The sequence below is a fragment of the Pseudomonas sp. Z5-35 genome, assembly GCF_051131945.1.
Lineage (GTDB): Bacteria > Pseudomonadota > Gammaproteobacteria > Pseudomonadales > Pseudomonadaceae > Aquipseudomonas > Aquipseudomonas marvdashtae.
Genome location: NZ_CP071640.1, coordinates 1,774,540 through 1,792,582, shown reverse-complemented (window position 1 = coordinate 1,792,582; position 18,043 = coordinate 1,774,540). Strand labels below are relative to the sequence as shown.

The window sequence follows — 18,043 nt, the reverse complement described above, 5'->3', positions numbered from 1 at the left end:
ATCAGGCTTCCAATAGCGCACGGGCAAGGGACTGCAGTTTACGGGTGAGCGGGCCAACCGACCAGCGCGCCGAACCGCATCCGCGTACCGGCCACACGCCATACACGCTGTTGCAGACAAAGACTTCGTCGGCCTGGTGCAGCTGTTCGAGGCTGATATCGGTGATTTGCGTGGCGATGCCTTGAGACTCGGCTTGAAACAATAATTGCCCACGCATCACCCCGGCGACACCACAACGGCTCAAGTCCGCCGTGATCAGCGCTCCGTCGCGCACCATAAATAGATTGCTGAACACGCCTTCGATCACCCGCCCGGACATATCCAGCATCAAGCCTTCGGCGTGCTCGGTGTCGCTCCACTCGGCGCGGGCCAGCACTTGCTCAAGGCGATTGAGGTGTTTGAGGCCGGCGAGCAGCGGTTGCTCGGACAGGCGTGTAACGCAGGGGAACAGTTGAATGCCTTGCTCGGCATGGGCCAGCGGATAGGCGGCCGGCGGGCTGCCCTGCAAGATGCGGCGGGCCTGGGCCAAAGGATTGGCGGCGTAGCCCCGCAGGCTGTCACCGCGGGTCACGGTCAGTTTCAGGATGCCATCGCCAAGCTGCTGCGCATAGGCTCGCAGTTCGGCGTTCAACACCGCCTGATCGACACCGATTGCCAACCGTTGGCACCCCAGCGCGAGGCGTTGCAGATGGCGTTCCAGCAAAACGAGCTTGCCGTCACGCACGGCGATGGTTTCGAAAAACCCATCACCGTAGGCCAGGCCGCGATCTTTCAGCGACAGAGCGTCAGCCGGCTGACCGTCGACCCAGCTTTCCATCAACCGGCGAACCGGCGAAACACCAGCGAGCCGTTGGTTCCGCCGAAGCCGAAGGAGTTGGACAACACCACATCGATGTCCATGCTACGGGCCGTATGCGGCACGAAGTCCAGGTCGCAACCCTCGTCCGGCTCATCGAGGTTGATGGTCGGCGGCGCCACCTGGCTATTGATCGCCAGCACGCTGAAGATCGCTTCCACCGCCCCTGCTGCACCCAGCAGGTGACCGGTCATGGACTTGGTAGAGCTGACAGCCAGCTTGTAGGCGTGGTCGCCGAACACGGTCTTGATCGCCTGGGCTTCGGCCAAGTCGCCGGCCGGGGTCGAAGTGCCATGGGCGTTGATGTACTGCACCTGTTCGCCGTTGAGCTTCGCATCCCGCAGGGCGTTGGTGATGCAACGGGCAGCACCGGCACCATCGGGCGGCGGCGACGTCATGTGATACGCATCGCCGCTGGTGCCAAACCCGATCAGTTCGGCATAGATGGTCGCGCCGCGCGCCTTGGCGTGCTCCAGCTCTTCGAGAACCAGCGCTCCGGCACCGTCCGACAGCACGAAGCCATCACGGCCCTTGTCCCACGGCCGGCTGGCCCGGGCTGGCTCATCGTTGCGGGTCGACAGCGCACGGGACGCGCCGAAACCGCCCATGCCCAGGCCACAGGCGGCCATCTCGGCGCCGCCAGCAATCATCACGTCGGCTTCGTCATACATGATGTTGCGCGCGGCCATGCCGATGCAGTGGGTACCCGTGGTGCAAGCGGTGGCAATGGCGTAGTTCGGCCCCTGTGCACCCAAGTGGATGGACAGGAATCCGGAAATCATATTGATGATCGAGCCCGGCACAAAAAACGGAGAAATCCGTCGCGGCCCCGAATCATGCAGCGTGCGGCTGGTTTCTTCGATATTGGTCAAGCCGCCAATACCCGATCCCATGGCCACGCCGATGCGTTCACGGTTGGCGTCAGTGACTTCCAGGCCGGCGTTACGCACCGCCTGGAACCCGGCTGCCAGACCGTATTGAATGAACAGGTCAAGCTTGCGAGCTTCCTTGACCGACAGGTATTCCTCGACATTGAAGTCCTTTACCGAGCCGCCAAAACGGGTGGAATAGGCAGAAAGGTCGGTGTGTTCGATCAGACCAATGCCACTACGGCCAGCCAGAATGCCCTGCCAGCTGCTCGGCACATCCGTGCCCAGTGGCGACAACATACCCATACCGGTGACTACGACGCGTCTACGCGACACAGCACTCTCCTTTTTCTAATGACGACTTTGCATCAGGCCTAAAGAAAAAACCGCACGCCGTAAAGGCAGTGCGGTTTTTCCATGACAGCTAGCGACGACTAAAAACGATTACGCCTGGTGGCTGGTAACGTAGTCGATAGCAGCTTGTACAGTAGTGATCTTCTCAGCTTCTTCGTCAGGAATCTCGGTCTCGAATTCCTCTTCCAGAGCCATCACCAGCTCAACAGTGTCAAGGGAGTCGGCACCCAGGTCTTCAACGAAGGAAGCGGTGTTCACAACTTCTTCTTCTTTGACGCCCAGTTGCTCGGCAACGATTTTCTTGACGCGCTCTTCGATGGTGCTCATACCTTGTTTTCACTCCTAATGGACAAATTCAGGCAGCTGGCCGGTGGGTAAGTGTATAGAAAGACTTTTCAGTTTTTCAACCGAAAGCTTCACTCCTCGAACCCTGGGGCCCGCCGCCTATAAATAGATTGCAGCTTTATAACGGATTTTAGACAGCTCGTATGACATTTTTTTGAAGCAATCCGTCACATTTAACTCATGTACATCCCGCCGTTTACCGGGATTGTAGCCCCAGTCACGTATGCCGCACCGTCCGAAGCAAGAAAAGCGACCACCGACGCGATTTCTTGAGCTTGCCCCAGACGACCCAGCGGAATCTGCGTCAACAAGGCTTCACGCTGTGCTTCTGGCAGTTCACGGGTCATGTCGGTGTCGATGAAACCCGGTGCAACCGAGTTTACCGTAATCGAGCGCGAACCCACTTCACGCGCCAGCGCACGACTGAAACCTTCCAGGCCAGCCTTCGCTGCAGCATAGTTTACTTGGCCTGCGTTGCCCATGGCACCCACCACCGAACCAATACTGATAATCCGACCCCAACGGGCCTTGGTCATGCCACGCAAAACGCCCTTGGACAGCCGATACAGGCTGTTCAGGTTGGTATCGATAACGTCGAACCATTCGTCATCTTTCATGCGCATCATCAGGTTATCGCGGGTGATGCCAGCATTATTGACCAGGATCGCCGGCGCACCGAACTGTTCCTGAATGCTTGCCAACACCGCCGAGACAGATTCGTCGCTGGTCACGTTCAGTTCAAGGCCGGTGCCCTGAATAGCGTTTTCCTTCAGGGTCGCGGCGATACGCTCGGCACCCGAAGCGGAAGTCGCGGTGCCAACAACGATGGCGCCTTGGCGACCCAATTCCAGGGCAATGGCCTGGCCGATGCCACGGCTTGCACCGGTCACCAGTGCAACTTTACCTTGCAGACTCATGCAAGCTTCTCCTGTTCAGGCTTGCGCTGCGCGAGCGGCAGCGAAAGCGTCTGGGGTATTGAGATTGGAAGTCGATACGCCTTCGGCGCAGCGTTTGTTCAGGCCAGCCAGCACTTTGCCAGGCCCGCACTCGACCAGTTCGGTCGCGCCCTTTGCCGCCAGGGCCTGCACCGTTTCGACCCAGCGAACCGGCTTGTAGAGTTGTTCCAGCAAATCGCGCTTGAGGGTCTCGAGATCCGGTGCCACGTCGGCGCTGACGTTTTGCACAACGGGAATCTGCGGCGCTTGCCACTGGATCGCGGCGATGGATTCGGCAAAGCGCTCGGCGGCCGGGCGCATCAGCTCGCAGTGCGACGGCACGCTGACTGGCAGCGGCATGGCGCGCTTGGCGCCACGGGCCTTGCAGCCTTCAATGGCGCGCTCGACGGCCGCCTTGGCGCCAGCAATGACCACTTGGCCCGGGGAGTTGAAGTTCACTGCACTGACTACTTCGCCCTGTGCCGCTTCAGCGCAGGCGGCCAGCACATCGGCATCGTCCAGGCCGAGGATCGCGGCCATGCCACCCTTCCCGGCCGGAACGGCTTCCTGCATCAGCTGGCCACGACGCTCTACCAGCTTGACCGCATCACCCAGGCTCAAGCTGCCAGCGGCCACCAGGGCGCTGTATTCGCCCAGGCTGTGACCGGCGACAAACGCCGGGCGTGGGCCGCCTTCGGCCAGCCACAGGCGCCACAGCGCAACGGAGGCGGTCAAAATGGCGGGCTGGGTTTTATCGGTTTGATTGAGTTGTTCTTCCGGCCCTTGTTGGGTCAGTGCCCACAAGTCGTAGCCGAGCGCATCGGACGCTTCTTTGAATGTTTCAAGGACCAGTGGGTATTGCGCGCCCAACTCGGCCAACATGCCGAGGGACTGCGAGCCCTGTCCTGGAAAGACGAATGCGAGGGAAGCAGACATGAAAACAAAGCCCCTAATGATCTTGTCGTCAAAAATTGACGCCCCTGGGGGCGCTAGGAAACTGACAGTTGGATGGCCGGTTGAACCGACCGGTCACATTTAAGCATTGTCGGACGAAAACGCCTAAGTTAACAAATCCCCGAGGCGGCCATGAAGCCGTTCCGGCAGATTTTCCTGGATTTCGATCACAGCCCTGTTGATCGCGCTTTGAAAACCCTGCACGCCCGCCGAGCCATGGCTCTTGATGACAATGCCCTGCAACCCCAGGAAACTCGCCCCGTTGTGCCGCGCCGGCGCCAGGTCGGCCTGCAGTCGCCGCATCAACGGCAGCGCCAGGGCGCCAACCATCCGCGAGGCCAGGCTCTGCTTGAACAACGTCTCGATGCGCTGGCCGATCATGGTTGCCAGGCCTTCACTGGACTTGAGCAGGATATTGCCGACGAAGCCGTCGCAAACCACCACATCGGCCTCGCCACGGTACAAGCCGTCGCCCTCGATGAAACCGATGTAGTTGATACCGCGCGCGCCCTGCAACAACGTCGCCGCCAGCTTGACCTGCTGGTTGCCCTTGATGTCTTCGGTGCCGATATTGAGCAGCGCCACGCGAGGTTGGGCGATGCCGAGGGTCTGCGCCGCAACCGAGCCCATCACGGCGAACTGCAACAGGTGCTCGGCGCTGCAATCGACGTTGGCGCCCAGGTCCAGCAACTGGCAGAAGCCGCGCTGGGTCGGGATCGCAGCCACCATCGCCGGGCGATCGATACCCGGCAGGGTCTTGAGTACGTAGCGCGACAGCGCCATCAGCGCACCGGTGTTACCCGCGCTGACGCACGCTTGGGCCTTACCGTCTCGCAACAACTCAAGGGCCACCCGCATCGAAGCGTCAGGCTTGCCACGCAGAGCCTGGGCCGGTTTTTCGTCCATCGTGATGACTTCGGACGCAGGCGCAATCGATAGGCGCGCGCGATCCACAGCCGATTGGCCGCTGAGCATTTCTTCAAGGAGAGAGGGTTGACCGACGAGGGTCAGGTGTAGCGAGGGCGTGGCATTCAGGCAAGCAAGGCTGGCCTGGACAATGCTGCGGGGACCGAAGTCCCCGCCCATTGCGTCAATCGCGATGACTTGAGCGGACAAGTGATTACTCGTCAGCGCCCTTGTCGATCACTTTACGGCCACGGTATACGCCTTCTGGCGATACGTGGTGACGCAGGTGAACTTCACCGGTGGTTTTTTCTACAGACAGGGTGCTAGCCTCGAGAGCGTCGTGCGAACGGCGCATGTCACGGGCAGAGCGGGATTTTTTGTTCTGCTGAACAGCCATAATTGATTAACTCCTAAACGTTTGGGTCACGCTTTAACTGCGCCAATACACTGAACGGGTTGGACCGCGTTACCTCGTCCTCGCTCGGTTCGGGCTCATCTGCTCCCGCCGGCTGCTGGCATTCTTCCGGATGATGAGCAGGCACAATGGGCAAGGCGAGCAGAAGCTCCTCCTCGATCAGTGACTGCAGATCCAATGGATCTTCGCCCAGTTCCAGCACGTCATAACCTTTCGGCAACGACTGGGTATTCGCACCCTCCTTCACCACGGCGTAACTGCATTCGCTATGGATCGGCAGGGTGACCAGCTCAAGACAACGCTGGCAAACCATTTTGACTTCAGTGTCGATAAAGCTGTGGATGACCACAGATTTACGTTCATCTCGTTCAAAAACGAATTTGGCCTGGACCGTACCGACATTGTCGGAAAGCGGGTCGCAGAGTCTCTTCAAATCGGCCAGCAGCAGTTCACCTTGAAGGGTGGTGCCACGGTCAGCCAATTTGCGCGGGTCAACGTGAGGTGGAATCGGGTCATTCAACATAGGCGCAGCATTATAGGGATGCACCGGGCCATGTCAAAGGAAATTCAGCCCTGTCCGTCACTTGCGCGCCTCGCTAGAATTCGCTCCTGCCTCCTGGAGACGCCCATGCTGCCTTTATTACTTGCCTCAAGCTCGGTCTACCGCCGGGAATTGCTCGCCCGCCTGGGGCTGCCGTTCGTCTGCAGCTCACCGGACATCGACGAAAGCCGCCACGCCGATGAATCCGCGCTCGAACTGGTAAAACGCCTGGCCCGGGAAAAAGCCTTGGCGCTAGCCGCCAGCCATCCGGCGCACCTGATCATCGGATCAGACCAGGTCGCCGTGCTCGACGAGCGCATCCTGGGCAAGCCCCACACCTTCGAAAACGCCCGTGAACAACTACTGGCCGCCAGCGGCGCCCGCGTAACGTTCCTGACGGGCCTGGCGCTGCTTAACAGCCAGACAGGCAACTGCCAGGTCGATTGCGTTCCGTTTACCGTGACGATGCGGACATTGGATCAGGCACGCGTTGAGCGCTACTTGCGGGCGGAGCAGCCGTACGACTGCGCGGGTAGCTTCAAGGCCGAGGGACTGGGCGTGAGCCTGTTTCAGAGCACCGAGGGCCCGGACGCCACCAGCCTGATCGGACTGCCGTTGATTCGCCTGGTGGATATGTTGCTGGCCGAGGGTGCGCAGATTCCCTGAATACCTCGCCACAGGGACCGCATCGCCTTTCAGGTGCGCAGCCTTTCAAAAAATCAGCGCAACGCCGGGCCTTGGAAGCCCATCCACATTGCCAGGTGCTCGGCAATGCTTGCGCCCAGTTTTTTCGAGAAGCGATCGAACGGCGATTCTTCGATGGTGAAATCCACCAGCTCTTTCTCGCCGATCACGTCCCGAGCCACGAAACTCGCGCTGCCCAGGCCATCGATCAAGCCCAGCGGCAACGCCTGCTCCCCGGACCAGACCAACCCGGAAAACAACTCCGGATGCTCCTTGTCCTTCAGGCGTTCGCCCCGCCCTTTCTTGACGCTAGCGATGAACTGCTTGTGAGTCGTGTCCAGCACGCCTTGCCAGAACGCGGTTTCTTCAGGCTTGCGCGGCTGAAACGGATCAAGGAACGACTTATGCTCGCCCGAGGTATAGACCCGGCGCTCGACACCCAGCTTTTCCATGGTCCCGACAAAACCATAACCCGCCGCCGTCACACCGATGGAACCGACCAGACTCGCCTTGTCGGCATAGATCTGGTCTGCCGCACTGGCAATGTAATAGGCCCCGGACGCACCGAGATCGGCGATGACCGCGTAGACCTTGATGTTCGGATGCAACGCGCGCAACCGGACGATCTCGTCATACACATAACCCGACTGTACCGGACTGCCGCCCGGACTGTTGATGCGCAGCACCACACCCTTGACCTTCGGATCCTCGAACGCTGCCCGCAGGCTACCGACGATGTTGTCCGCGCTGGCGGGCTCCTTGTCGGCGATCATGCCTTCGATGTCGATCAGCGCGGTATACGCCGAACCGCCCGCGGCGCTTTTCTCCAGGCTCATCAGCGGTGTGAACAGCATGAGCGCGGCGAAAAGATAAACAAACGTCAGCAGCTTGAAGAAAATGCCCCAGCGGCGCGAACGGCGCTGCTCCTGGACACTGGCCAGCAGAGTCTTTTCCAGCAGCTTCCAGCTTTTATCATCACCGTTCTCGGCGTTTGCCTTGGCCGGTGCCTTCCATTCATCCGTCATGCATGCATCCCCGTCAAAACTTAATCGGCACGCCGGCTCAGCCAGGCGTGCAACTCAGGAAAATGGTCAATGGCCAGGCACGGCTCGAAGGCCTTTAGCGCCTCGATCGTCTGGGCACCATAACTGACAGCCACCGAGCCCATGCCAGCATTGCGCGCCATTTGCAGATCGAACGACGAGTCCCCGACCATCAGCGCCTGTTCGGGCCGCATATCGCAATGAGCAAGGATCTGCTCAAGCATCAATGGGTGCGGCTTGCTGGCGGTTTCGTCCGCGGCTCGGGTGATGTCGAAATAATCGTCCCAGCCGTGAGCCTTCAACACCCGATCCAGCCCGCGCCGAGCCTTGCCAGTTGCGACCGCCAGGCGATAGCCCTCGCCCCGCAACGCATGAAGCGTCTGCGCCACGCCTTCGAACAACGGCGAAGGCTCGGCTTCCAGTGCAATGTAGTGATCGGCGTAATGCTGGCGAAAAACGATTAATTGCTCATCGTCGATCTCCGGATACAGGCTGCGAATCGCCTCCGGCAACCCAAGGCCGATGATGCCTTTTACCGCCAGATCGTCACGCAAGGGAAAACCCGTGCGGTCCGACGCGACATGCATCGCCTCCACGATCCGACCGATGGAGTTGGCCAGAGTGCCGTCCCAATCGAATATGAGCAGCTTGTAATCAGGATGCACTCAACCGCTCCACGGTCTTGGCCCACATGTCATCCACGGGAGCCTGCAATTTCAACTCACCGCCGTCGGGCAGCGGCACGGTCAGCATATAGGCATGGAGAAACAGGCGCTTGCCACCCAGGTCGCGGATTTCCTTGGTGAAATCGTCATCGCCATATTTGCTGTCACCGGCAATGCAATGCCCGGCATGCAGGGTATGGACGCGAATCTGGTGCGTGCGCCCGGTCACCGGCTTGGCCTCGACCATGGTGGCGAAATCGCCGAAGCGACGGAGCACCTTGAATACGGTAAGCGCTTCCTTACCCTCCTCGTTGACTTCCACCATGCGCTCACCCGAGCGCAAGTTGCTCTTGAGCAACGGCGCACGGACCTGCTTCACGGAGGTATCCCAACGACCACGCACCAGCGCCATGTAGCGCTTGTCGACACCATCGCCGCGCAACTGCTCGTGCAGATGCCGCAGCATGCTGCGCTTCTTGGCGATCATCAGCAGACCGGAGGTATCGCGATCCAGGCGATGGACCAGTTCCAGCTCCTTGGTATCCGGACGCAACTGACGAAAGGCTTCGATCACCCCGAAGCTCAGGCCACTGCCGCCGTGGACCGCGATACCCGCGGGCTTGTTGACCACGATCAGCGCCTTGTCTTCGAAGACAATCGAGGCTTCAAGGCGTTGCAACAAACCTTGCGCCAAGGGCACCGGTTCGTCGCGCTCGGGCACGCGAACCGGCGGCACGCGCACGACGTCGCCGGCCTGGAGTTTGTACTCGGGCTTGATCCGACCTTTGTTCACCCGCACTTCGCCTTTGCGCAAGATGCGATAGATCAAGGTCTTGGGCACGCCTTTGAGCCGGGCAAGGAGGAAATTATCGATTCGTTGGCCGGCATATTCCGGCGAGACCTCGAGCAGTTGAACGCCAGGGGTCGAAGGGGCAGTAGTTGTCATGGCCGCGATGATAACAATTTTTTATGGAATTGAAGCACTTAATCATTGCTGCTATAGTCGCGAACGCCGCCAAAAGTGGCTGGCCAGCGGACTAGCGGTTAAAAACCGGCCCTGACCAACGCAATTCACGAGGACGAGAGGCCGTCCTACGGGGCTTTTGCTACGTAACGGTAGAGTTTTCGAGTGTAACGAGCGCAGGTGACATGAGGCCTGAAATACGCCGCAAAGCAGAGTTTTGACTCGCCTTGCGCGCCACATTCATGGCCAGTTCACAAAGTGCAGTCACTTGGGAACGACCCCGAGCGAGAGCTTCGGAAACAACGCCTAAATTAGCCATGATGCGTGACCTCCCCTTTCGGAGCTCACGGTAAATGCCAACCCGCTGCGGATTCTGCGCGCGGCAGCACCCGAATTATCAGGGATACGTGTAGGGTGGAGATGTACAACCGTCGGACTGTGTAGCATTAGGCTTATATTTAGACGCTTCATCTCGTCCACAGACGCCGGTTGATTCCTCCTCCTGACTGAGTGCTTGAGTACCAGCAAGCAGGACGCGTCCGTCGCGACTTCGCCATCATTGGGTCGAACTCGCTGGACACTGGAATGGCCCGCCATTACCAGGACGCACCTGACACCGACCGTGAGAAGTCGTGTGTGCCGAACGCCGTTTCCGGCAGCCCGGAAACCGACGGTACTACATGAAAAGAATGCTGATTAACGCAACTCAACCCGAAGAGTTGCGTGTTGCACTGGTAGACGGCCAGCGCCTCTACGACCTGGATATCGAATCCGGTGCACGCGAGCAGAAGAAGGCCAACATCTATAAAGGCCGGATTACTCGCATCGAACCAAGCCTTGAGGCTGCCTTTGTCGATTTCGGCTCCGAGCGCCACGGCTTCCTGCCCCTCAAAGAAATCTCCCGCGAATACTTCAAGAAGGCCCCTGAAGGCCGCGTCAACATCAAGGACGTCCTGAGCGAAGGCCAGGAAGTCATCGTCCAGGTCGAAAAAGAAGAACGTGGCAACAAGGGCGCCGCCCTGACCACCTTCATCAGCCTCGCCGGCCGTTACCTGGTCCTGATGCCGAACAACCCGCGTGCCGGTGGTATCTCCCGCCGCATCGAAGGCGAAGAGCGCAACGAACTGCGTGAAGCCCTCAACGGCCTGGTCGCACCCGCCGACATGGGCCTGATCGTGCGCACTGCCGGCCTTGGCCGCAGCAGCGAAGAAATGCAGTGGGACCTCGACTACCTGCTGCAACTGTGGACCGCCATCAAAGAAGCCTCGCTGGATCGCTCCGCGCCATTCCTGATCTACCAGGAAAGCAACGTGATCATCCGCGCCATCCGCGACTACCTGCGCCAGGACATCGGCGAAGTGCTGATCGACAGCGTCGAAGCCCAGGACGAAGCCCTGACTTTCATCCGCCAGGTGATGCCGCAGTACGCCAGCAAGATCAAGCTCTACGAAGACAGCGTCCCGCTGTTCAACCGTTTCCAGATCGAAAGCCAGATCGAAACCGCCTTCCAGCGCGTCGTCGAACTGCCGTCCGGCGGCTCCATCGTCATCGATCCGACCGAGGCCCTGGTGTCCATCGACATCAACTCGGCGCGCGCCACCAAAGGCAGCGACATCGAAGAAACCGCGCTGCAGACCAACCTTGAAGCCGCCGAAGAAATCGCCCGTCAGTTGCGCCTGCGCGACATCGGCGGACTGATCGTCATCGACTTCATCGACATGACCCCGGCCAAGAACCAGCGCGCCGTGGAAGAGAAGGTCCGTGAGTGCCTGGAAGCCGACCGCGCCCGCGTACAGGTCGGTCGTATCTCGCGTTTCGGCCTGCTGGAAATGTCCCGTCAGCGCCTGCGTCCATCGCTGGGTGAAAGCAGCGGCATCGTTTGCCCTCGCTGCAACGGCACCGGCATCATCCGTGACGTTGAATCGCTGTCCTTGGCGATCCTGCGCCTGATCGAAGAAGAAGCCCTGAAAGACCGCACCGCCGAAGTCCGCGCCCAGGTGCCGATTCCAGTGGCAGCGTTCCTGCTCAACGAGAAACGCAACTCGATCACCAAGATCGAACTGCGCACCCGGGCCCGTATCGTCATCCTGCCGAACGATCACCTCGAGACGCCGCACTTCGAAGTGCAGCGCCTGCGCGATGACAGCCCGGAAGCCCACACCAACCAGTCGAGCTACGAAATCGCTGCTGCCGCTGCCGAAGTGGAAGAAGTCCAGCCCGCTGCGGCGACTCGCACCCTGGTTCGCCAGGAAGCGGCGGTCAAGACTGCCCCAGCCCGCGCCAACGCTCCGGTCCCGACCGAAGTCGCCGCCCCGGCCCCTGCCCCAGCGGCCGCGCCAGAACCGAGCCTGTTCAAGGGCCTGGTGAAATCCTTGGTCAGCCTGTTTGCCTCCAAGGAAGAGCCTGCCGCTCCGGCCGTCGTCGCCAAGCCTGCCGCTACCGAGCGTCCGGCCCGCAACGAGGAGCGCCGTAACGGTCGCCAGCAGACCCGCAATCGCAACGGTCGCCGTGACGAAGAGCGCAAGCCGCGCGAAGAACGCGCGCCCCGTGAAGAACGAGCGCCACGCGAGCCGCGCGAAGAGCGTCAGCCACGCGAAGCCCGCGAGGAAACGCCAGCGACTCCAACCGTAGCCCGTGAAGAGCGCGCACCGCGTCCTCCACGTGAAGAGCGTCAGCCGCGTGCACCGCGCGAAGACCGCAAGCCGCGTGGCGAACGTGAAGAACGTGTCCGCGAACTGCGTGAGCCACTGGATGCCGCACCAGCTGCCGCCGCTGGCGCCGCACCGGCTGAAGAGCGCCCGGCCCGCCAGCCTCGCGAAGAACGCGCACCGCGTCAGCCGCGTGAAGAGCGTCAACCACGCGCCGAGCAGGCAGCCGCCGCTGCCAGCGAAGAAGAAGTGCTGAACAGCGAAGAGCAGTTGCAGGAAGACGGCCAGGACAATGCCGAAGGCGATCGTCCACGCCGCCGCTCCCGTGGCCAGCGTCGTCGCAGCAACCGCCGCGAGCGTCAACGTGATGCTAATGGCAACGTGATCGAAGGTTCGGAAGAGTCCGAATCCGCCGAGAACGCCGAAGCGCCAAGCGGTGCGGATCTGGCCGCAGGCCTGGCCGTCACCGCGGCAGTGGCCAGCAGCGCGATCAGCGCCCCGGCCGAAGCCCAGGCACACGAGCAGGCTGAACGCGCCACCGCTGCGGTGGAAGACGCCCCGGTTGAAGCGCCAGTCGTCGAAGCGACCACGCCAGTACAAGCCACCGCTTCGCCGGAAGTGGAACTCGCGCCGGTTCCCGACGCAGAGCCTGAAGTCCAAGCCGCCGCCGAGCCGGCACCGGTCGTCGAGCAGCCAGTGGCCGCCGCCGAACCTGCCGTCGAAGCTCCGGTGCAGGAAACCCCGGCCGAGGAAGTTGCGCCCGAACCTGTTCGTGAAGAGCAGACGACGTTCAACTGGCACGCAGAACCCGCAGCGCCAGCGCCAATCGCCGAGCCTGAGCCGGTGAAAACCGTCGAAGCGCAAGTGATCGAGCCTGCTCCGGAGGTCGAAGCTGCCTCGGTGGAAGAGCCTGCGCCAGTGATCGAGGCTCCTGCGGTTGTCGAAGCTCCGGCCCCGGTTGAGGCACCTGCACCTGTCAGCGCCTTGGCTCCGAATGGCCGCGCTCCGAATGATCCGCGTGAAGTGCGCCGTCGCAAGCGTGAAGCCGAGCGCCTGCAGAAGGAAGCCGAACAGGCTGCCGCTGCCCTGGCGCCTGCCGCCGAACCGACGCCAGTCGTGGAAGCCGTCGAAGCCCCTGCCCCGGTTGCCGAAACCGCAGCAGAGCCAGCGATCGACGAACCTCAGCAGTCCGCTGAAGAAGTTGCACCGCACCACCCTGAAGCCCTGGAAAAAGAGCACGAGCCTAAACCTCACGCCTGATTCCATCGCCCAGTAAAAAGCCCCGCCTGGTGATGCCAGGCGGGGCTTTTTTATGCCTCAGTGGATCTGATCGAGTGAGTTATCTAAAAACCAGTGCCTCAGGCACATCGACATCCCACGTCACACCTGGATCGTCCACCGGCACGTGGACCACGTGCGCCCCGGCTAACAGCACCTTGGCGCCGCGATCACCCGTCAAGGCCATCAGTGGCGGACCCAACGCGCGACCGAATCCCACCGGATGCCCATGCTCCCCGGCAAGCACCGGCACGCTGACGCCATCCTCGCGCATCCCCGCCATCACCCCTTCGAAGCTCGACGGCAAGATGAACGGCATGTCGCCCAACACGATCAGCCAGCCATCAAGGTCCGGGCACGCCCGGACGCCGGCGGCAATGCTGTCGCCCAGGCCGGGCGAGTCCAGCTCCACGTAATCGCACCCGTAGGCCTGGGCCATGCGAATGGCCTGCGGACGATCGTTGCGGGTCACCAGCACGCGCTTTTCCAGGGAGGACGGTAAATTGGCCAGCACATGTTCGATCACTGAGCGCACCGCACCGTCACGCCCGGTGCAATCGGCCAGCAACTTATCCTTGTCGGCACCGGCAACCTCACGGAAACGGCGACCCGATCCCGCCGCAAGAATGATCACGCCAATGGACCCAGTCATAACCTGCTCCTTTGTGGCTTACAGCGGTTTCTTCTGCCGCAGTTCGATGCCATTTTTGATGGCAACGATTTCCGCCAGCAACGACAAGGCGATTTCCGCTGGTGTATGACTGCCGATGTGCAGGCCGATAGGGCCATGCAGCCGTTCGATGGCCTGTGCCGACAAGCCTAGCTGAGCCAGGTTGTCCCGGCGTTTCTGGCTGTTGACCCGCGACCCCAGGGCGCCCACATAAAAGGCCTTGGAATCGAGGGCGGTCAACAAGGCCATGTCGTCCAGGCGCGGGTCATGGGTCAGCGCCACGATCGCCGTGCGCTCATCAGTCTGGATGCTCAGCACCGCTTCGTCGGGCATGCCGGTCACGAAGCGGCCATGCTGCTCTTCCCAGCCGTAGACGAATTCCTTGCGCGGATCGCAGATCAGCACTTCGAAATCCAGCAGCCGGGCCATCTCCGCGACGTAACGGGACAGCTGCCCAGCGCCGATCAACAGCAGCCGCCAACGCGGCCCATAAATCGCCCGCAGTGTCTCGCCATCAAACACTAAAGCATCGCTTTTACTGGCCGGCACCAACGACACGCTACCGGTGGCGACGGTCAATTCCCGGGCGACAATCTCATGGGCCTCGCAACGCTCCAGCAAGTCGGCAACCCACTGTGGATCGCCCACTCGCTCTTCCGTCAGGCGCAAGGTGCCGCCGCACGGTAGGCCGAAGCGCGCTGCCTCCTCGCGGGTGACGCCATAGGTGATCAACTGCACCGGCGGGCCGTCCGCCGGAATCCGGCCGTCGTGCAACCGGGCAATCAAGTCATCTTCGACACAACCGCCCGACACCGAACCGATTACCACGCCATCCTCGCGCAGGGCCAGCATGGCGCCGGGAGGCCGTGGCGCGGTGCCCCAGGTCTGGACTACGGTAAACAACACCACGCGCTGCCCGGCGCGGCGCCACGCCAGCACGCTGCGCAGGACATTCAGGTCAACGCTGTCCATCAGGCTTTGGCCTGTTGCCAGCCTTGCAGCTGATAACGCACGGGCAGATCGCGGATACGCTTGCCGGTGGCAGCAAAAATCGCGTTGCACAGCGCCGGTGCAATCGGCGGCACGCCTGGCTCACCCACGCCGCCCAAGGGCACTTCACCCGGCGGCGTGACCAGATGCACCGCCACTTCCTTGGGCGCCAGGGACATGCGCGCCACTTCGTACATGTGGAAGTTATCCTGCTGGACCTTGCCGTCCTTGAAGCTGATTTCCCCCACCACCGCATTACCCAAGCCCATGACGCAGGCGCCTTCGAACTGGGAGCGGATGCGCTCGGGGTTGATCTGTGGCCCACAATCCACGGCAATGTCGGCCTTGTGCACGATCACCGTGCCGTCATCCTTGACCTCGACTTCGATCACCGCCGCGACGTAAGTGACGAAACTGTAGTGCACCGCCAGCCCCAAGCCCCGGCCCTTGGGCAGTTCGCGCCCCCAGCCGGCGGCTTTTGCGGCGGTCTCCAGCACAGTACGGATCCGCGCCGTATCGATGGGATAACGCTCGGGGGATTCGCCGTAGTTCCAATCGTCGTTCAGGCTGTTCGGATTGATCTTGCGGTCCGGCCCCAGCAACTTGAGGTGATACTTCAGAGGATCCTGGCCGGCCTTGTGGGCCAATTCATCGATGAAGCTCTGGATCGCAAAACCGTGGGGAATATTCGACACCGAGCGGTACCAGCCCACCCGGGTATGAGCCACTGCCTCGGGATTTTCCAGGCGCATGTTGGCAATCGCATAGGCCATGTTGGTCACGCCCATTCCTACTTCGAACGGCGCTTCGTGGGTCATGCCCGGAGCGAACAACGCGGTGATGGTCGGCGCCACGGTGCGATGCAGCCAACCGGAAGGCATGCCGTCCTGGTTCAGGCTGGCCTTCAGGTATTGGGCCGATACGGTGTGGAAATACGAATGGTGGATGTCATCCTCGCGGGTCCATTGCACCCGTATCGCCTGACCGGGAAACTCCTTGGCGAGCACGGCGGCTTCGACGACGAAGTCGGGTTTCGACTTGCGTCCGAAACCACCGCCCAACAAGGTGATGTTCACCGTGACCTTCTCGAAAGGAATGCCCAGGCGTTCGGCGACACGTTCGCGGGTCACCTGCGGTGCCTGGCTCGGGGCCCAGGCTTCGCATTGGCCATCCTTGAACCGGGCGACGGCGACCATCGGCTCCATTGGGGACTGGGACAGGTGCGGCAGATAATACGAAGCTTCCAACGTCGAATCGGCCTTGGCCCATGCGCCATCGAGATCACCGGTGCTGCGCAGGACTTTTCCAGGCTGGCGAGCAGCCGCTTCCAGTTCCTTGCGATAGGCGATGGAGTCGTAACCGGCGTTCGGGCCGTCGTCCCACTCTATTTTCAGCGCTTCGCGGCCCTTGATCGCCGCCCAGGTATTTTTCGCCACCACCGCCACGCCGCCCAGAGGCTGGAATTCCGAAGGCAATGGGCGCCCCTCGATCTGGAGCACCTTGACCACGCCTGGTACTTTCAACGCCGCGCTGCTGTCGACGCTCTTGACCTTGCCGCCATAGACCGGCGGCCGCGCGATGACGGCATAGAGCATGCCGTCGAAATGCACGTCGGCACCGAAGACTGCGCGACCGTTGACGATGTCCGCGCCGTCGATGGCACGGCTCGCCTCCTTGCCGATGTAACGAAACTCCGAAGGCTGCTTGAGGCGCAGGTTCTCGCGGGCCGGCACCGGCAAGGCACTGGCTGCGGCAGCCAAGGCGCCATAACCCAGCTCCCGCCCGGAAGGCTGGTGCACCACTTTGTGCAGCTGCGCGCGGCATTCGCCTACCGGCACGTTCCATTGTGCAGCGGCGGCCAGTTCCAACATGGTCCGCGCGGCGGCACCGCAACGGCGCATCGGCTCGTACCAATGGCGCATGCTGCGCGAGCCGTCGGTGTCCTGGTTGCCGAAGCGCGCCTCATCTGCCGGTGCCTGCTTGACCTTGACCAGCGCCCAGTCGGCGTCCAGTTCGTCGGCCACCACCATGCTCAGGCTGGTGCGCACACCCTGGCCCATCTCGGAACGGTTACAGATCACCGTCACGCTGCCGTCGGCGGCAATGCTCAAGTAGACCTTGGGGTCGTCGACCGCGCCATTGGGCATGCCCTCGGCGCCAAATTTCTTTTCCTCGGCGAAGGCATCCGGCAGGCCCCACGTGGCCGCCAGCACCAGCACACCGGTAGCGCTCGCACCTTTCAGGAAACCACGACGGCTGAGGTTGCTCAGGACAAAATCATCGGGCAAGCGGCTCATGCCTTGGCCTCCTTCAGGTGAGTGGAGGCTTGGCGTATCGCGGTCTTGATCCGGTTATAAGTGCCGCAGCGGCAGAGGTTGCCGACCATAGCTTCTTCGATCTGCTCGTCGCTGGGGTTGGGGTTGGTCTTGAGCAGGGCTGTAGCAGACATGATCTGCCCGCCCTGGCAAAAACCGCACTGAGCTACCGCGGTGTCCAGCCAGGCTTTCTGCACCACCTGCCCGACCGGGTCGACGTGAAGCGCGTCGATGGTGCTGACGCTTTGCCCCTTCACCGAGCCGATCGGCGTGATGCAACTGCGAGCAGGGGCGCCGTCGATGTGGATGGTGCAGGCGCCGCACAAGCCCATGCCGCAGCCGAACTTGGTGCCGTTGTAACCGGCCACGTCACGGATTGCCCATAGCAGCGGCATGTCCTCGGTCACATCCAGTTGGTGATCTTTTCCATTGAGTTTCAGGGTAATCATGGGCACGCCCGCATCGTCATCGAGTTATGGGGTCGAGCCATCTGCCGTTTGGTTATCGGTTCGGTGTCGCAGACTGGCTCAGGCTAATCGGGCTCTCTTGTGCACACGCGAGCACGCGTCTGCACCGGGCCTCAGGGATGCGTATGCTCGCATCGCCAGCCC

Annotated in this window: 17 protein-coding genes; 2 read left to right on the top strand and 15 right to left on the bottom strand. The window is 61.6% G+C overall.

Annotated features, from left to right (window positions below; translation table 11 throughout):
- Position 1 precedes the first annotated feature (1 nt).
- From pabC to J3P95_RS08435, 8 genes are all read right to left on the bottom strand, one after another.
- Positions 2-817 (bottom strand): aminodeoxychorismate lyase, encoded by an 816-nt coding sequence (pabC, locus tag J3P95_RS08470; RefSeq protein WP_434562089.1) that lies wholly within the window; start codon positions 815-817, stop codon positions 2-4.
- Entirely contained in the window at positions 817-2,061 is a 1,245-nt protein-coding gene (gene fabF, locus J3P95_RS08465) for a beta-ketoacyl-ACP synthase II (RefSeq protein WP_434562087.1), read from the bottom strand. Before fabF ends, pabC begins: the two co-directional genes overlap by 1 nt.
- A gap of 108 nt (positions 2,062-2,169) precedes the next feature.
- Positions 2,170-2,406 carry an acyl carrier protein gene (gene acpP / locus J3P95_RS08460; protein ID WP_003175607.1) on the bottom strand — a complete coding sequence of 79 codons (237 nt, stop codon included), beginning with the start codon at positions 2,404-2,406 and terminating at the stop codon, positions 2,170-2,172.
- 191 nt (positions 2,407-2,597) lie between these two features.
- The gene (gene fabG / locus J3P95_RS08455) at positions 2,598-3,341 is read right to left on the bottom strand and encodes a 3-oxoacyl-ACP reductase FabG (RefSeq protein ID WP_434562085.1); all 744 of its coding nucleotides are present in this window, start codon (positions 3,339-3,341) and stop codon (positions 2,598-2,600) included.
- 15 nt (positions 3,342-3,356) lie between these two features.
- On the bottom strand, positions 3,357-4,295 hold the full coding sequence (gene fabD, locus J3P95_RS08450; protein WP_434577865.1) for an ACP S-malonyltransferase: 939 nt from the start codon (positions 4,293-4,295) through the stop codon (positions 3,357-3,359).
- 123 nt (positions 4,296-4,418) lie between these two features.
- A complete protein-coding gene (gene plsX, locus J3P95_RS08445) occupies positions 4,419-5,429 on the bottom strand; it encodes a phosphate acyltransferase PlsX (RefSeq protein ID WP_434562081.1) in 1,011 nt (336 codons plus the stop codon).
- Between the two features lie 4 nt (positions 5,430-5,433).
- Positions 5,434-5,616: a 50S ribosomal protein L32 gene (gene rpmF, locus J3P95_RS08440; protein ID WP_003179396.1), complete on the bottom strand. Its 183-nt coding sequence runs from the start codon at positions 5,614-5,616 to the stop codon at positions 5,434-5,436.
- Positions 5,617-5,629: 13 nt separating this feature from the next.
- The gene (locus J3P95_RS08435) at positions 5,630-6,157 is read right to left on the bottom strand and encodes a YceD family protein (RefSeq protein WP_014339505.1); all 528 of its coding nucleotides are present in this window, start codon (positions 6,155-6,157) and stop codon (positions 5,630-5,632) included.
- A 105-nt stretch (positions 6,158-6,262) separates the two neighbouring features.
- On the opposite strand from J3P95_RS08435, the gene J3P95_RS08430 reads away from it, so the two are divergent.
- Complete coding sequence (locus tag J3P95_RS08430; RefSeq protein WP_434562079.1) at positions 6,263-6,841, top strand: Maf family protein; 579 nt, start codon at positions 6,263-6,265, stop codon at positions 6,839-6,841.
- Positions 6,842-6,894: 53 nt separating this feature from the next.
- On the opposite strand, the gene J3P95_RS08425 is transcribed toward J3P95_RS08430, so the two are convergent.
- Genes J3P95_RS08425 through rluC form a run of 3 tightly spaced genes read right to left on the bottom strand, consistent with a single transcriptional unit; the run spans position 6,895 to position 9,513 of the window.
- Complete coding sequence (locus tag J3P95_RS08425; RefSeq protein WP_434562077.1) at positions 6,895-7,884, bottom strand: S49 family peptidase; 990 nt, start codon at positions 7,882-7,884, stop codon at positions 6,895-6,897.
- Between the two features lie 20 nt (positions 7,885-7,904).
- Positions 7,905-8,567 carry an HAD-IA family hydrolase gene (locus J3P95_RS08420; protein WP_434562075.1) on the bottom strand — a complete coding sequence of 221 codons (663 nt, stop codon included), beginning with the start codon at positions 8,565-8,567 and terminating at the stop codon, positions 7,905-7,907.
- Positions 8,557-9,513 carry a 23S rRNA pseudouridine(955/2504/2580) synthase RluC gene (gene rluC / locus J3P95_RS08415; protein ID WP_434562073.1) on the bottom strand — a complete coding sequence of 319 codons (957 nt, stop codon included), beginning with the start codon at positions 9,511-9,513 and terminating at the stop codon, positions 8,557-8,559. The genes J3P95_RS08420 and rluC overlap by 11 nt, the downstream gene beginning before the upstream one ends.
- A 698-nt stretch (positions 9,514-10,211) precedes the next feature.
- Here rluC and rne point away from each other — a divergent pair.
- Positions 10,212-13,439, top strand: coding sequence for a ribonuclease E (gene rne / locus J3P95_RS08410; RefSeq protein WP_434577869.1), 3,228 nt, complete (start codon positions 10,212-10,214; stop codon positions 13,437-13,439).
- Positions 13,440-13,518: 79 nt separating this feature from the next.
- Here rne and J3P95_RS08405 read toward each other — a convergent pair whose 3' ends face one another.
- From J3P95_RS08405 to J3P95_RS08390, 4 genes are read right to left on the bottom strand one after another with little or no spacing between them, the layout of a single operon-like run.
- The gene (locus J3P95_RS08405; protein ID WP_434562069.1) at positions 13,519-14,109 is read right to left on the bottom strand and encodes a nucleotidyltransferase family protein; all 591 of its coding nucleotides are present in this window, start codon (positions 14,107-14,109) and stop codon (positions 13,519-13,521) included.
- A gap of 18 nt (positions 14,110-14,127) precedes the next feature.
- Entirely contained in the window at positions 14,128-15,099 is a 972-nt protein-coding gene (locus tag J3P95_RS08400; RefSeq protein ID WP_434577871.1) for an XdhC family protein, read from the bottom strand.
- On the bottom strand, positions 15,099-17,414 hold the full coding sequence (locus J3P95_RS08395; protein WP_434577872.1) for a molybdopterin cofactor-binding domain-containing protein: 2,316 nt from the start codon (positions 17,412-17,414) through the stop codon (positions 15,099-15,101). Before J3P95_RS08395 ends, J3P95_RS08400 begins: the two co-directional genes overlap by 1 nt.
- Complete coding sequence (locus J3P95_RS08390; protein WP_434562063.1) at positions 17,411-17,881, bottom strand: (2Fe-2S)-binding protein; 471 nt, start codon at positions 17,879-17,881, stop codon at positions 17,411-17,413. The genes J3P95_RS08395 and J3P95_RS08390 overlap by 4 nt, the downstream gene beginning before the upstream one ends.
- Positions 17,882-18,043: the final 162 nt, after the last annotated feature.

Bases quoted from the DNA above. Each gene is read 5' to 3' on its own strand.
- J3P95_RS08430 (WP_434562079.1), top strand. From the start codon at position 6,263: ATGCTGCCTTTATTACTTGCCTCAAGCTCGGTCTACCGCCGGGAATTG.
- J3P95_RS08390 (WP_434562063.1), bottom strand. From the start codon at position 17,881: ATGATTACCCTGAAACTCAATGGAAAAGATCACCAACTGGATGTGACC.
- acpP (WP_003175607.1), bottom strand. From the start codon at position 2,406: ATGAGCACCATCGAAGAGCGCGTCAAGAAAATCGTTGCCGAGCAACTG.
- rne (WP_434577869.1), top strand. From the start codon at position 10,212: ATGAAAAGAATGCTGATTAACGCAACTCAACCCGAAGAGTTGCGTGTT.
- J3P95_RS08425 (WP_434562077.1), bottom strand. From the start codon at position 7,884: ATGACGGATGAATGGAAGGCACCGGCCAAGGCAAACGCCGAGAACGGT.
- J3P95_RS08405 (WP_434562069.1), bottom strand. From the start codon at position 14,109: ATGACTGGGTCCATTGGCGTGATCATTCTTGCGGCGGGATCGGGTCGC.
- J3P95_RS08400 (WP_434577871.1), bottom strand. From the start codon at position 15,099: ATGGACAGCGTTGACCTGAATGTCCTGCGCAGCGTGCTGGCGTGGCGC.
- fabG (WP_434562085.1), bottom strand. From the start codon at position 3,341: ATGAGTCTGCAAGGTAAAGTTGCACTGGTGACCGGTGCAAGCCGTGGC.
- rpmF (WP_003179396.1), bottom strand. From the start codon at position 5,616: ATGGCTGTTCAGCAGAACAAAAAATCCCGCTCTGCCCGTGACATGCGC.
- pabC (WP_434562089.1), bottom strand. From the start codon at position 817: ATGGAAAGCTGGGTCGACGGTCAGCCGGCTGACGCTCTGTCGCTGAAA.
- J3P95_RS08395 (WP_434577872.1), bottom strand. From the start codon at position 17,414: ATGAGCCGCTTGCCCGATGATTTTGTCCTGAGCAACCTCAGCCGTCGT.
- J3P95_RS08435 (WP_014339505.1), bottom strand. From the start codon at position 6,157: ATGTTGAATGACCCGATTCCACCTCACGTTGACCCGCGCAAATTGGCT.
- fabD (WP_434577865.1), bottom strand. From the start codon at position 4,295: ATGTCTGCTTCCCTCGCATTCGTCTTTCCAGGACAGGGCTCGCAGTCC.
- rluC (WP_434562073.1), bottom strand. From the start codon at position 9,513: ATGACAACTACTGCCCCTTCGACCCCTGGCGTTCAACTGCTCGAGGTC.